At 65.6% G+C, this 13113-nt stretch carries 12 protein-coding genes; 7 read left to right on the top strand and 5 right to left on the bottom strand.

Annotation, left to right across the window (positions count from 1 at the left end):
• Positions 1-169 precede the first annotated feature (169 nt).
• Entirely contained in the window at positions 170-847 is a 678-nt protein-coding gene (locus tag F8S13_00105; GenBank protein KAB8145531.1) for a triacylglycerol lipase, read from the bottom strand.
• Between the two features lie 404 nt (positions 848-1251).
• Between F8S13_00105 and F8S13_00100 the strand changes: the two genes are divergently transcribed.
• A complete protein-coding gene (locus F8S13_00100) occupies positions 1252-1980 on the top strand; it encodes a carbonic anhydrase (protein KAB8145530.1) in 729 nt (242 codons plus the stop codon).
• Positions 1981-2040: 60 nt separating this feature from the next.
• On the opposite strand, the gene F8S13_00095 is transcribed toward F8S13_00100, so the two are convergent.
• The gene (locus F8S13_00095) at positions 2041-2643 is read right to left on the bottom strand and encodes a GNAT family N-acetyltransferase (protein ID KAB8145529.1); all 603 of its coding nucleotides are present in this window, start codon (positions 2641-2643) and stop codon (positions 2041-2043) included.
• A gap of 187 nt (positions 2644-2830) precedes the next feature.
• Between F8S13_00095 and F8S13_00090 the strand changes: the two genes are divergently transcribed.
• The 4 genes from F8S13_00090 to F8S13_00075 are packed head-to-tail and all read left to right on the top strand — an operon-like array spanning position 2831 to position 5099.
• A complete protein-coding gene (locus F8S13_00090) occupies positions 2831-3304 on the top strand; it encodes an AAA family ATPase (GenBank protein ID KAB8145528.1) in 474 nt (157 codons plus the stop codon).
• On the top strand, positions 3294-4055 hold the full coding sequence (locus tag F8S13_00085; protein KAB8146060.1) for a guanylyltransferase: 762 nt from the start codon (positions 3294-3296) through the stop codon (positions 4053-4055). The genes F8S13_00090 and F8S13_00085 overlap by 11 nt, the downstream gene beginning before the upstream one ends.
• 30 nt (positions 4056-4085) lie before the next feature.
• Positions 4086-4619 carry a GNAT family N-acetyltransferase gene (locus F8S13_00080; GenBank protein ID KAB8145527.1) on the top strand — a complete coding sequence of 178 codons (534 nt, stop codon included), beginning with the start codon at positions 4086-4088 and terminating at the stop codon, positions 4617-4619.
• A gap of 18 nt (positions 4620-4637) precedes the next feature.
• A complete protein-coding gene (locus F8S13_00075) occupies positions 4638-5099 on the top strand; it encodes a hypothetical protein (GenBank protein ID KAB8145526.1) in 462 nt (153 codons plus the stop codon).
• Between the two features lie 25 nt (positions 5100-5124).
• Here F8S13_00075 and F8S13_00070 read toward each other — a convergent pair whose 3' ends face one another.
• Together F8S13_00070 and F8S13_00065 are read right to left on the bottom strand one after the other, a co-directional pair.
• The gene (locus F8S13_00070) at positions 5125-6015 is read right to left on the bottom strand and encodes a phosphotransferase (GenBank protein KAB8145525.1); all 891 of its coding nucleotides are present in this window, start codon (positions 6013-6015) and stop codon (positions 5125-5127) included.
• A gap of 12 nt (positions 6016-6027) precedes the next feature.
• The gene (locus F8S13_00065; protein KAB8145524.1) at positions 6028-6894 is read right to left on the bottom strand and encodes an ROK family protein; all 867 of its coding nucleotides are present in this window, start codon (positions 6892-6894) and stop codon (positions 6028-6030) included.
• 136 nt (positions 6895-7030) lie between these two features.
• On the opposite strand from F8S13_00065, the gene F8S13_00060 reads away from it, so the two are divergent.
• On the top strand, positions 7031-8251 hold the full coding sequence (locus F8S13_00060) for a beta-lactamase family protein (GenBank protein KAB8145523.1): 1221 nt from the start codon (positions 7031-7033) through the stop codon (positions 8249-8251).
• A gap of 31 nt (positions 8252-8282) precedes the next feature.
• Here F8S13_00060 and F8S13_00055 read toward each other — a convergent pair whose 3' ends face one another.
• Positions 8283-10664, bottom strand: a complete 2382-nt coding sequence (locus tag F8S13_00055; GenBank protein KAB8145522.1) for a glycoside hydrolase family 95 protein — start codon at positions 10662-10664, stop codon at positions 8283-8285.
• A gap of 208 nt (positions 10665-10872) precedes the next feature.
• Here F8S13_00055 and F8S13_00050 point away from each other — a divergent pair, with 208 nt between their 5' ends.
• A complete protein-coding gene (locus F8S13_00050; GenBank protein ID KAB8145521.1) occupies positions 10873-13092 on the top strand; it encodes a response regulator in 2220 nt (739 codons plus the stop codon).
• Positions 13093-13113 lie beyond the last annotated feature (21 nt).

Raw genomic sequence — 13113 nt, 5'->3', positions numbered from 1 at the left:
TTTGAAAAACACCGCTCTTGAATCAGCAATAGAGATACGAATCAGAGAAAAGCGGGCGATTTGTAGGTTATGATAGCATAATCTTCCACGCAAAGACAGGATTAAAAGAACATAGGGCGCTCGCAGCATGCTGCGAGCGCCCTGCGCAACGATCGGTCATCCAAACGAGCTATTGCGCTATCCAGGCCTTCACCTGCTTGTACACACCAGCGTTATCGTGCAGGGCCGAGTGGTCGAGGCAGCCAGCGTTGGTGTTGGTCGCGCCGCTCAGCGGCACGCTGGTGCTGCTGGGCACCACCACCACATCGCATGTCGACCACCAGGTGGCGTAGCGCACGACGCCGGGTGTCTCGTCGCTGGCGTTCAGTGCGTTGAGGAAGTTCGACGAGGGCCGCATCTCCTTGCACGCGGTCGAGAAGCACAGGTTGGCAATCGAGGTGCCGTGGTTGGGACCGCCCAGCGAGACCCACGAGTCGACGTAGGCGGTGCCGCCTAGGTTCTTCAGGTAGTAGCGCGAGGAGAGCGCGCCCATCGAGTGCGAGATGATGTCGACCTTCTTCGCGCCGGTCGCGGCCAGGATGGCCGTCACGCGCGACTTGATCTCATTCGCCACGGTCGCATTCGAGATGCTGCTGTCGTAGGTCCAGTTGTACAGCTCGTTGCTGGCCCAGCCATCGGCCTGAAAGCGCGCGACCATGGTTGTCCACGTGGATGTATCGCCGTTCCAGCCGTGCACAAACAGGATGGGGTCGTGGGCGGTGGCGGCGCGGGCAGGCTGCATGGAGAAGGTCAGAACCAGCAGGGTGGTGAGAAGCATCGCGGCCAGTTTCGGGAAGACTCGCTGCATTGGTGTCCTATCCTTATCGGTAATACGAAAGGGCACGTGGTCAGCCGCCGCCTGCGTATGGCGCAACCGGCTAGAGAACAGCCACTGGCCGTTCCCTACGCATTCTGGCTATCAGCTGACCTGGGTATGATGTCCGAAACCGTGCGCACGTGGTTCAGAAAACATCGCAAGCATAGCGGGTGTAGATTTACCCTGTATTAAGCAGGCGTTAGGGTTCCAAAAACTGTTGCCTATTATACGTTAACAATTGGTGAATAGCAAGGCATCTTCCCCCGTTTTATTGACCGTAGCGCGATTTCGTGCAATTTCGCTATCAATAAAGTGACAAACGTACCCTTTTTTTATCGCTACGACCACCTATACTACACCAGGTGTCTTTTTAATAAACAGGAGCAGCGCCCCGTATGAAGAACCCCGCCCCTCGCGCCCGCCGCGCCTTCCTACGCGTGTCCGGCATCGCCGCCGTGGGCACGCTGGCCACCGCGTGTGGCAGCGCCACCGCCGCCGTGCCCACTGCCGCCCCGCAGCCCACCGAGGCCCCCGTCAGCAGCCCCGACGAGGCGCTGGCCCGCCTGGTGGAGGGCAACAAGCGCTTTGTGGCCAACACCCCGACGAACATCAACCACTCGCCGGAGCGCCGCGCCGCCCTGGCCAGCGGGCAGGCCCCCTTCGCCACCGTGCTGAGCTGCGTGGACTCGCGCGTGCCGCCCGAGATCATCTTCGACCGTGGGCTGGGCGACCTGTTCACCATCCGCACCGCCGGGCATGTGCTCGACCACGCGGTGATCGGCAGCCTGGAGTTCGGCGTGGCCGAGCTAAAGATCCCCCTGCTGGTGGTGATGGGCCACGAGAAGTGCGGCGCGGTGAAGGCCACGATCGAGACCCTGGAGAAACACGGCAAGGCCGAAGACGACATCGAGACCCTGGTGCTGGGCATCGAGGCGGCGGTCGAGGCCGCCAAGGCCAAGGGCGGCGGCCTGCTGGACACCGCCGTGCATGAGAACACCGTGCTGACCGTGCAGAAGCTGAAAGAGCTGCCGATCTTCGCTAGCGCCATCCAGGAGCAGAAGCTGAAAATCGTGGGCGCGCGCTACGACCTCGACACCGGCGCGGTCGTGCTGATCGAAGCCTAGGCCCAAAAACAAAACGGCGACCCTGGCGCATCGCGCCAAGGCCGCCGCCCCACCCCCCACCTAGCGCAGATCCCAGGTGCTCAGCGCCTCCAGCCGCTGGATCACCGGCAGCAGCGTGCGCTGGTGCGCGCGCATATTCGGCACCGTCTCGCTGATGATCTCGTAGGTGTCGTAGCCGATCTGCATGCGCCGCCCGAGCGAGCGCAGCCCCACATTCAGGTACATCTTCAGCTTATCCTGCCGCCCCACCGCCACAATCCGCGTGCCGCCGCGCTGCTCGGCCCAGCGGAATGCGCCATACATCAGCGCCAGGGCCACCCGCGTGCCGCGGTGCTCGCGCGGAACCGTGAGCAGGCGGAACTCGTAGATCTGATCGTTGGGAAGAAACGGCGGATCATTGCGATCCATGTAGGACTCGAAGCCATAGATCGGGCTGGTGGGCGGCGTAATCGCGATAAAGCCGGTGAGCGAGCCGCCTGTGGTGGCAGTCAGGAACACGCTATGCGGGTCGAGCTGCACATCCAGCTCGCGGGGGAAGGCTTCGAGGTAGCTCTGCCCGGTGGCGGCATACACATCGGAGCAGATCCGTGCGATCGCCGCTCGATCGTCGGGGCGGGCGACGCTCACATGGAGCATCTGCGTGCGGCTGAGAAAAGATAACATGGTACGGCCTCTTTTCGATACGCCCGATACGAAGCGCCACCAAGGCCCCCACACAGCACGCTGGCGTCGCTGCGGCACATGTATGTACGGCCCTAGGTAGTGCACAAGATAGCAGGGGTATCATAGCATCTTTTCGCGCTGTTGTAGAGTCTGATCTTCTGCACAAAAAGACGGGTACAATAACGCTATGACGATCGCACGGCTTCAAGCATCCCCAGCTATCATGTTCACGGGCATTCAGGCCGTTGGGAAGTCAACCTTCTACCAGCGATACCTGAGCGACACCCACATTCGCATCAACCTCGACATGCTCAAGACCCGCCACCGCGAGCGGATTTTGCTAGCGGCATGCATCGAGGCCCAGCAGCCCTTCGTGATCGACAACACCAATATCACCCGCGAGGATCGCGCCCGCTACCTAGCCGCCGCGCAGGCCGCCGGGCTGCCAGTGGCCGGGTGCTACTTCCAGTCGCGCATCGCCGACGCCCTGCGGCGCAACCAGCAGCGCCAGCGCGCCCGGCCCATCCCCGCCCAGGCGATCGCAGGCACCCACAAGCGCCTTGAGCCGCCGCAAAAAAGCGAGGGGTTCGTAGAACTGTTCTACATTTTCATTGACGATACCGGCGAATTTGTCACCCAGGAGTGGAATGATGCACTTTGATGAGCTTGACCGACAGATGCGCGTGTTTGAGACCATAAACGATCAGTATGCCCTGCCCGGTATCTTTCTTGTGGTGCGGCTCGACGGGCGCAACTTTACGCGGCTCACCAAGGAGACCCACCAGTTTCAGGCCCCCTTTGACGAGCGCATGCGCGACTATATGGTCGAGACCACCGCCCACCTGATGCAGTGTGGCTTTCGCGTGATCTATGGCTACACCCAGAGCGACAAGATCTCGCTGCTGCTCGACCCCAGCGAGGAGACCTTCGGGCGTAAGATGCGCAAGATCAACTCGATTCTGGCGGGCGAGGCCAGCGCCAAGTGCTCGCTGCTGCTGGGCGATATCGCCGCGTTCGACTGCCGCGTGGCCCAGCTGCCCAGCCTAGAGCGCGTGGTCGACTACTTCCGCTGGCGCGAGGAGGACGCGCATCGCAACGCGCTCAACGGCCACTGCTACTGGATGCTGCGCGGCCAGGGTGCAAGTCGGCGCGAGGCGGCTGAACGGCTCAAGAGCTTGTCGATCGCCGACAAGAACGAGCTGCTGTTCGCAGGTGGCATCAACGTGAAGAATCTGCCCAACTGGCAGAATCGCGGCGTCGGCCTGTTCTGGCAGGTCGAGGAGCAGCCCGCCATCAACCAGAAGACTGGCCAGCCGACCATCGCCCTGCGCCGTCGGCTGCACATCGAGCTGAATCTGCCGCGCAAAGAGACCTACGAGCAGCTGGTTCTGGAGATCATCCAGCGCGGGTAAGGCCCGTGCGCCGACAAGAAAGCGTTACCCATGCCCACTACCATCACCACCTACTACCTGCAGATGCCCAGCCTCGCGGCGCTGCGCCCCGCCCGCCCACACGCCGGGCTGGCGCTGCGCCGCGCCGCGATCGCCAGCCCAGAGCTCAGCCGCTTCCTCTACGCCAGCGTGGGCGCGGGCTGGCACTGGACCGACCGCCTCGGCTGGGATCGCCAGCGCTGGATGGACTACCTCTCCCGGCCCGAGCTAGAGCTGTGGGTCGGCTACCTGGGCGGCAACCCGGTGGGCTACCTTGAGCTAGAGCGGCAGGCGGGCGACGAATGCGAGATCGTCTACTTCGGCCTGCTGCCCCAGTTTATCGGGCAGGGGCTGGGCGGCGCGCTGCTCAGCGAGGGCGTGCGCCAGGCATGGCAAGGCACCACCAGGCGCGTGTGGCTGCACACCTGCTCGCTCGACGGGCCGTATGCGCTGGCCAACTACCAGGCGCGTGGGTTTGTGGTCTACAAGCAGGAAGAGGAATGGGTCGATCTGCCAGCATCCGCCCCGCAGGCATGGCCCGAGTAGCTATCTACTGGAGGCATTATGACAAGCCAAAGCGGCGAGTCGCTGCCGCCCACCTTCCCCGCATGCCCGCACTGCGGCGCGCGCTATGCGGGGAACGCCACCACCTGCAACAGCTGCGGCAAGCTGCTACCGATCTCGTATACCGGCCCGACCCAGCGGCTCGAACAAGCCCGCCCCACGCTGGTGCCTGCGCAGCCCACCGCGCCCGCGCTGCCGCCTGTCGACCCCGCCACCGAGCAGGCCATCCTGGCCGAGCTGGAGCGCACCGGCAACCACGGCGAGGCCGCGCGGATCGTGATCGATGCCTACCAGTGCCACTGGGATGTGGCGCTGCAGATCGTCGAGACCATCGAGCAGCGCCACGCTGCCGCCCAGGCCAGCGCGGCAGGCCAGCGCTCGCCGCTGCCCATCCTGATCGCGATCTGCGCGGTCGTCCTGATCGTGCTGCTGATCTTCCTGCTGCTGCGTGCGCTCGCGTAGAGGTGCGGCGACTGAACAACAACAGCTAGAGCGTGAAGCCCCGCGTCCACTCGGCGCGGCGCACCCACTCGGCGCAGGCCGCAGGCTGATCGTGCACGCGGGCCAGGATCATGGCGATCTGGCCCAGCATCAGCGCCCGCAGCCCTTGCGGGGCGGGCAGCTGCGGCAGCCCGCCAGCGGCGGCGTAGCACGCTAGGAAGTGCGGCCACAGGCCATCGGGCAGCGCGCGCCAGCCCAGGGTCCAGCGTAGCCAGGCCAGATCGAGCAGCGGCGTGCCGAGCGCCGCCCACTCCCAATCCAGCAGCGTCAGGCTATCGGCGTGCCACAGCACATTATGTAGCCCAATATCGCCATGCACCACATGGGCCGTATCGTGCTGCCACAGATCGCTGGCCAGCGCCTCGGCCAGCGCCGCGCGCAGATCATCGGGCAGGCCAAGGCTGGCCAGCATGCCCCGCGCGTGGCCCACGCGCTCGGCCAGCAGCGCGGCCCCGCCAGCGGCTGGGACCACGCGATGCACCGCCGCCAGCGTCGCGGCCAGCGCGGCGTACACCTCCGGCAGTGCCTCGGGCATCGCCGCCAGTGTCTGCAGGCCATTCTCGCCAGGGCACCAGCCCGTCACCACCACCGTCCAGCGTTCGTCGGCGGCGTGGGCCAGCAGCGGCGGGATGGCCAGGCCGCTGCTGCCCAGCAGGGACAGCATAGTCGCCTCGTTGCGCAGGTCGGCGCGCTTGAACGGGGTCTGGGCTGCCTTCACAATGCAGCGCTGCCCGCCCACCGTGGCCGCCAGCGTGAGGTTGGAGAAGCCGCCGTAGGTCGCGGCCAGATCAAGCGGAAGCGCGCCGCCAAACGCCTGCGCCACCAGCAGGCGAACCTCGGGCGGCAGCATGGGGGCGGGGGAAGATGTTGCAGTCATGGATTTCTTCTCTTAGAGCGCTGCGGTGCGCTCGGCATCAAGCGCCAGGGCGATCGTCCCATACAGCGCGGTATCGTAGCCAAGTGTGCTCAGCCTCACGTTCGGCGGCTGAACCAGACGAAGATGATCGGCCATATGCCGCGCGGCAGCATCGACCAGCACCGCGCCGCCGCCCACCGCCACCCCGCCGCCCAGCGCGATCACATCGGGGGCGTAGAAGGTGGCCATGTTGCGTAGGCCCTGGCCCAGATTGTAGGCCACCTCGGCCCACTCATCGGGCGCAAGCTGCTCGGCAGGGCGCTCGTAGATCCGGCGGATGGCGTTGCCCGAGATCAGCGCCTCAAGGCAGTCATCCAGGCCGCACTCGCAGCGCACGCGCTCGGGGTGGGCGCAGCGGAACGGTATGGCCTGGTGGCCAACCTCGGGGTGCTCGCCGCGCGCGCCACGGTAGATCTGGCCATCCACCACCAGCCCGCCGCCCATCCCCGTGCTCAAGGTTAGGTACAGCAGGCGATCCACCGGCTCGCCGCCCCAGCGATACTCGCCCAGCGCGGCCACGTTTGCATCCACATCCACCGCGAACGGGCAGCCATAGGCCCGCTCGAACAGCTGCTTCAGCGGCACATCGCGCCACTTGGGCTGGTGCAGCGGCGATACCACACCGCGCTCGTAGTCGAGCGGGCCACCCGCCGCCGCGCCGATCGCCACGATCTGGTCATCACCACATACCTCGGCGATCAGCTCGTGCAGCGCGGCCAGGCCAGCATCCAGCGCCAGCGGCGTCGGGCGCTGGGCGCGGCGCAGGATCGCCCCGCTGCGGTCGGCTGCCGCCACCAGCAGTTTCGTGCCGCCGATATCAAGGCCAACCAGCACATCCATTACACACCACCTATCGCTTAGGATCTATGCGTTCTCGATAGCGCGCCGATTCTTTTACCACCAAGACTCCAAGACACCAAGGAAAAAAGAGAGCCAATAACCATGAAGGCTCGAAGATTCGAAGAATCAAGAGCCCATGGGCCCTTCCTATCGCTATCACAACTTGTTTATCAGAAGTGAACCCGCTATACTACCGCAGCACAAATCAGCATACAACGAAAGCCTGCTCATGAACCGGCGCTCTTTTGTGATCTTTGGGCTTCTGATCCTGGGCGTGATTATCTTCCTCATTCTTGCCCCAGCATCGGCCCCGCAGCCCATCATATCGCGCTGGGGCGGACAGGGCAGCCAGGGCGGCCTGATCTCGGGCGAGGCCCAGCCCGCCGCCCGCCCCGACAACAGCGCCGAGATGGATGCCTACCTTGCACAGCTAGCCAGCGCCGGGCAGTGGAGCGGGTCGGCGCTGGTGGCCAGTGGCGGCAAGGTGCTGCTGGCCAAGGGCTACGGCCTCTCCGACGTGAACAGCAAGGTGGCCAATACGCCCGACACCCGGCTGCGCCTAGCCTCGGTCACCAAGCAGTTCACCGCCATGGCCGTGATGCAGCTGGTCAACGATGGCAAGCTTCAGCTCACCTCATCGGTCTGCAGCTATGTGCCGCAGTGCCCGCAGGCCTGGCAGCCGATCACCATCCACAACCTGCTGACCCACACATCCGGCCTGCAGAACTTTACCGATCTGCCCAGCTACGAGCCGACCATGGCTCAGCCCACCTCCCCCGAGGAGCTGGTGGGCCGCTTCCGCGACCTACCGCTGCTCTCCACGCCCGGCTCGGCCTACCGCTACGGCAACTCGGGCTATGTGCTGCTGGGCTACATCATCGAGCAGGTGAGCGGGCAGAGCTACCCCGACTATCTGCGCAGCCACATCTTCGAGCCGCTGGGCATGAGCAACAGCGGCTTCGACGTGGGCATCACCGGTGTGGCACAGGGCTACAGCTCGATCGGCGTGCCCTGCGCGCGGCTGGATGCCACCACACTATTCTCGGCTGGCGGGCTGTACAGCTCGGCCAACGACCTCTACCGCTGGGATCAGGCGCTCTACACCAGCAAGCTGCTGCCGGACAGCCTGCGCGCCGAGATCTTCACCCCGCAGGTCGGCTCCTATGGCTACGGCTGGATCATCACCGCGCGCGGCGGCCAGCGTGTGGTTGAGCACCCCGGCCTGATGAGCGGCGCGGCCACCGAGATCGCCCGCCTGCCCGACGCGGGCATCACCGTGATCGTGCTGAGCAACCTAGAGAATGCCGATGTCGGCGGCATCACCAACCACCTGATCGACCTAGCGCTGGGCGGCTAAGGCACGAGCGCCACACCCTAACCAATAGGGGCTACGCAGGTACCACCACCGCGCGCTCGCCGGGGCGCAGCTCGAAGGCCAGCGAGCCGTCGGCCAGCAACTCGGCCTGGGCAGCACCCGCGGGACGGATGGGCATCCCCGCCCGCACCACACAGCGCCCGCCGCGCGTGGCCAGCAGCTCGGCCTCGGCCAGCAGGCCATCGGCCCAGGCGATCGCCACCTCGAAGCCGCCGCGCGCGCACAGCCCGGCCACGCGCCCCTGCGGCCACACGCTGGGCAGCGCGGGCAGCAGCTGGATAGCGCCAGTGTGGCTCTGCACTAGCATCTCGGCGATGCCAGCCGTCACGCCGAAGTTGCCATCGATCTGGAACGGCGGGTGTGCGTCGAACAGGTTGGTGTACACGCCGCCGCCCTCGCCGTGCGCGTCGGGGCGCACCAGGTTGAACATCTTCTGCAGCATCAGGTAGGCGTGGTCGCCATCCAGCAGCCGCGCCCAGAAGTTCAGCTTCCAGGCCATCGACCAGCCGGTGCCATCGTCGCCGCGCAGCTCTAGGCTGCGCCGCGCCGCCGCGAACAGCTCGGGCGTACCCTCACTGGTGATCTGGCGGCCAGGGTGCAGACCGAACAGGTGCGACACGTGGCGGTGGTGCGGCTCGGGCACCAGCGTGTCCCAGTCCTCGGCCCACTCCTGGAGCTGGCCCGCCGCGCCCACCTTGGGCGGCAGCAGCCGCGCCCGCGCCGCCGCCAGCTCCTCGCGGAAGGCCACATCCACGCCCAGGATCTGGCTGGCCTCGATGCAGCCGCCAAACAGATCCCAGATGATCGCCATGTCCATAGTGCAGCCGATGCTGGCATCTGCCACCACGCCCTCGGGGGTTGCGAAAGCGTTCTCAGGCGAGGTCGAGGGCGCAGTGGCCAAATGGCCTTTGCCATCCTCCACCAGCCAGTCGAGGCAGAACTGGGCGGCCCCGCGCATCACGGGGTAGGCGTGGTCGCGCAGGTAGGCCAGATCGCCGCCGAACAGAAAGCGCTCCCACAGGTGCTGGCACAGCCACGCCCCGCCCATCGGCCAGATCGACCAGACCGGGCGGAAGGAGCCATCCCCGGGGGGCGCGCTCTGCCGCCACAGGTCGGCATTGTGGTGGGCCACCCAGCCACGGCAGCCGTAGTTGACCCGTGCGGTGTCCGCGCCGCTCACGCTCAGGTCGCGGATGAAGTCGAGCAGCGGCTGGTGGCACTCGGCCAGGTTAGCGGTCTCGGCCAGCCAGTAGTTCATCTCGGTGTTGATATTCAGCGTCCAGTTCGAGCTCCAGGGCGGGCGGACCATATCGTTCCAGATACCCTGCAGGTTGGCGGGCTGGCTGCCAGGGCGCGAGCTGGCGATCAGCAGGTAACGGCCATATTGAAACAGCAGCGCGGCCAGCGCTGGGTCGGGGTGCTGAGAAAAGGCGCGCACTCGCTGATCAGTCGGCAGCTGAACGGTATTGCTATGCCCAAGATCAAGCGAGACACGGCGGAATAGCGCCTGGTGATCGGCCACATGCGCCGCACGCAGCGCGGCATAGGGCCGACCTAGCGCCGCCGCCAGCTGGCCAGCGGCCAGCGCCGCCGGGTCGATCCCGGTGCGCCCTGGCACCTGGTCAAACCCGCCAAAGCTGGTCGCCGCCGTCAGCACCAATGTCACCGAGTCGGCCTGGTCCACCGCCACGCCCGCGGCGGTCGCCCCCACGCTGCCGCCCTCGGCCAGCACCCGCAGCTGTACGGCAAAGCGCATCGCATCGCCATCCTCGGCGTAGCTCACGTGGTCACCATCGCCCAGGTAGCTGGGCGCCACGCTCAGCGGGGCGGTGCCCGCCAGGGTCAGGCCCGCCTGGCCAGCGGCCACCACCGTGTGGCGCAGCGGGCAGGCCAGCCGCACCCGCAGGCTCAGGCTGCGCGGCGCATCGCAGGCCAGCCGCACCACCAGCGCCTGATCGGGCGCGCTCACAAATGCCTCGCGCACATAGCCCACACCGCCCATCGTGTAGCGGGTGGTGGCCACCGCCGCATCCAGATCCAGGTCGCGGTAGTACTCGCCGATCGCGCCAGCATCCGCAAGCTCGATCAGCAGATCGCCCAGCGGCTGGTAGGACTGGTTAAATGGCCCCTGCATCTGCTTGCAGGCCTCGTCGGCCTCGGCATACTGCCCAGCGAACAGCAGCCGCCGCACCTCGGGCAGCACCTCGCGGGCGCGCGGGTTGTTCCAATCGCGCGGTCGCCCCGACCACAGCGTATCCTCATTCAGCTGCAGCCGCTCGTGCAGCGGATCGCCAAACACCATCGCCCCCAAACGCCCGTTGCCCAACGGTAGCGCATCAACCCAGTGCTGCGCAGGCTGGTCGTACCATAACACTGATTCAATTTTCTCTACCATAACGAACAAATCCTGTTCATCATCATGTGGTGGAAACACGCTATTCTACCCTAGATAAGCGAAATGGATCATAGTCGTCGAGCGCGCTTGCTATGGTAATAGCACAGCGCTAGTATAGAGAAGATAGCAGCTGCCGCCCAAATAAGAGCTGCGCACACCAAACCCACCCGGTCTTCTGTCCTATCTTGTAACCAGCAGTAAGATCATCATGAATCAGACTCTCACCATCCTCATAGTCGATGACGAGCCAGCTGGCCGCGAGACACTCGCCGCACTTCTGCACGCCGAGCGCTACCAGCTTGAGTTCGCCGACTGCGGCAAGCACGCCATTGCCCAAGCCAGAGATCACCAGCCCGATCTCATCCTGCTCGATGTGATGATGCCCGAGATGGATGGCTTCGAGGTCTGCCGCTATCTTCGCGCCACGCCCTCGCTCGCCGAAGTGCCAATCATCCTGATCACCGCGCTGGATGACCGCGACTCGCGGCTTGAGGGCATCGAGGCCGGGGCCGACGACTTTATCACCAAGCCCTTCGACCGTATCGAGCTGCGCGCCCGCATCCGCGCCATCCTGCGGCTCAACCGCTACCGGCGGCTGCTGCACCAGCGCGCCCGCTTCGAGCGCGTGATCGAGCTGGCCCCCAACGGCATGCTCATCCTCTCCAGCGAGGGCATGGTAAACTTGGCCAACCCCGCGATCTACCGGCTGCTGGGCATCGCCGACAGCACGATCATCGGCCAGCCATTCGCACGCTTTATCGCCAGCCCCTACGCCGCACAGTTCAGCTACGAGCTACAAAACGTGATCAGCACGCCCGCGACTGTGGCCCGCTTCGAGAGCGAGCTGATCTGCCCCTCGGGGGAGAAGATCGACATCGAGATCGACATCGGCCATATCGACTGGGAAAACGCGCCCGCCGCCCAGGTCAACCTGCGCGACATCACCGAGCGCAAGCGCGCCGAGGCCATGCGCCAGCGCCAGATGGAGCACCTGAGTGCGCTCCGCCTGATCGACAAGGCGATCGCATCCAACCTTGAGCTGGCCGCAACGCTGAACATCGTGATCGATCAGGCGATCACACACCTAGGCGTCCAGGCAGCGGCCATCCTGCTGCGCAGGCCCCATACCCAGTCTTTTGAATATAGCACCCTGCGCGGCTTCAGCCGCGGGGCGCTCGGCGCATCCGTGCTGCGCATCGGCGAGGGCTTCGCCGGGCAAGTGGCGCTGGCACGGCGCGCGCTCAGCCTTGCCGACATGCCGCCCACCATCGAGCCGCCGATCAACGCGGGCATCGCCGACTACCGCGGCATCCCGCTCATTGTCAAAGGCCAGGTCGAAGGAATCCTCGAGATCTTCAGCCGCACGCCCATCCTGGCCGACACCTCGTGGTGGGAATTTCTTGAGACCCTGGCCAGCCAGGTGGCGGTCGCGATCGACCACGCCGCGCTCTTCGAGTCGATCCAGCACGCCAACCTCGAGCTGACCATGGCCTACGACTCGACGCTTGAGGGCTGGGCACGCGCCCTAGAGCTGCGCGACAAAGAGACCGAGGGCCACGCCCAGCGTGTGACCGACATGACCCTCGCGCTGGCGAGGGCCATGGGCCTGCCCACCAACGACCTGGTGCACATCCGGCGCGGCGCGCTGCTGCACGACATCGGCAAGATGGGCATCCCCGACAGCATCTTGCTCAAGGCTGGCCCGCTCAGCGACGACGAGTGGCAGATCATGCGGCAGCACCCAGTCTACGCCTACAACATGCTCTCGCCGATCGCCTATTTGCGCCCGGCGCTCGACATCCCCTACTACCACCACGAAAAATGGGATGGCACCGGCTACCCCCGCGGGCTGAAGGGCGAGGCCATACCGCTCGCCGCACGCATCTTCGCCATCGCCGATGTGTGGGATGCCCTCAGCTTCGACCGGCCCTACCGCAGCGCCTGGCCCGAGGCCCAGGTGCGCGAGCACATCCAGGCCGCCGCAGGCAGCCACTTCGACCCGCAGGTGGTCGAGGCCTTCCTGCGCCTGCACGCCATCGACACCACCGAGCAGCGCCTCTCCATCCTGATCGTCGACGATGAGGAGCATATCGCCACCACCGCGCACCGGCTGCTCAACGATCAGTTCATCGTCTTCTCGACCACCTCCCCCGACGAGGCGCTCGACATCCTCGCCCGCGAGCCAATCGCCATCATCCTCTCGGACCAGCGCATGCCGCAGATGACCGGCGTGCAGCTGCTTGAGCGCGCGCGGCACCTGCGCCCAACCACCTTGGGTATTCTCAGCTCGGCCTACTTCGACAACGACGCGCTCACCGAGGCCATCAACCTTGGCAATGTGCGCGGCTACATCCAGAAGCCATGGAATGCGATCGAGCTGCGCCGCCGTGTCAACGAGGTCGCCCAGATCTACCGCGCCATGCCATAGCCAGACCACAAAAGGTTTACT

Source organism: Chloroflexia bacterium SDU3-3 (assembly GCA_009268125.1).
Classification (GTDB): domain Bacteria; phylum Chloroflexota; class Chloroflexia; order Chloroflexales; family Roseiflexaceae; genus SDU3-3.
The sequence above is the reverse complement of the archived record's forward strand: the minus strand, read 5'-3'. Positions and strand labels throughout refer to the sequence as shown.

Excerpts from the sequence above, each read along its gene's own strand:
- F8S13_00060 (KAB8145523.1), top strand. The coding sequence starts at position 7,031 with ATGGGCCCTTCCTATCGCTATCACAACTTGTTTATCAGAAGTGAACCC.
- F8S13_00105 (KAB8145531.1), bottom strand. The coding sequence starts at position 847 with ATGCAGCGAGTCTTCCCGAAACTGGCCGCGATGCTTCTCACCACCCTG.
- F8S13_00065 (KAB8145524.1), bottom strand. The coding sequence starts at position 6,894 with ATGGATGTGCTGGTTGGCCTTGATATCGGCGGCACGAAACTGCTGGTG.
- F8S13_00075 (KAB8145526.1), top strand. The coding sequence starts at position 4,638 with ATGACAAGCCAAAGCGGCGAGTCGCTGCCGCCCACCTTCCCCGCATGC.
- F8S13_00050 (KAB8145521.1), top strand. The coding sequence starts at position 10,873 with ATGAATCAGACTCTCACCATCCTCATAGTCGATGACGAGCCAGCTGGC.
- F8S13_00095 (KAB8145529.1), bottom strand. The coding sequence starts at position 2,643 with ATGTTATCTTTTCTCAGCCGCACGCAGATGCTCCATGTGAGCGTCGCC.
- F8S13_00085 (KAB8146060.1), top strand. The coding sequence starts at position 3,294 with ATGCACTTTGATGAGCTTGACCGACAGATGCGCGTGTTTGAGACCATA.
- F8S13_00100 (KAB8145530.1), top strand. The coding sequence starts at position 1,252 with ATGAAGAACCCCGCCCCTCGCGCCCGCCGCGCCTTCCTACGCGTGTCC.
- F8S13_00070 (KAB8145525.1), bottom strand. The coding sequence starts at position 6,015 with ATGACTGCAACATCTTCCCCCGCCCCCATGCTGCCGCCCGAGGTTCGC.
- F8S13_00090 (KAB8145528.1), top strand. The coding sequence starts at position 2,831 with ATGACGATCGCACGGCTTCAAGCATCCCCAGCTATCATGTTCACGGGC.
- F8S13_00055 (KAB8145522.1), bottom strand. The coding sequence starts at position 10,664 with ATGGTAGAGAAAATTGAATCAGTGTTATGGTACGACCAGCCTGCGCAG.
- F8S13_00080 (KAB8145527.1), top strand. The coding sequence starts at position 4,086 with ATGCCCACTACCATCACCACCTACTACCTGCAGATGCCCAGCCTCGCG.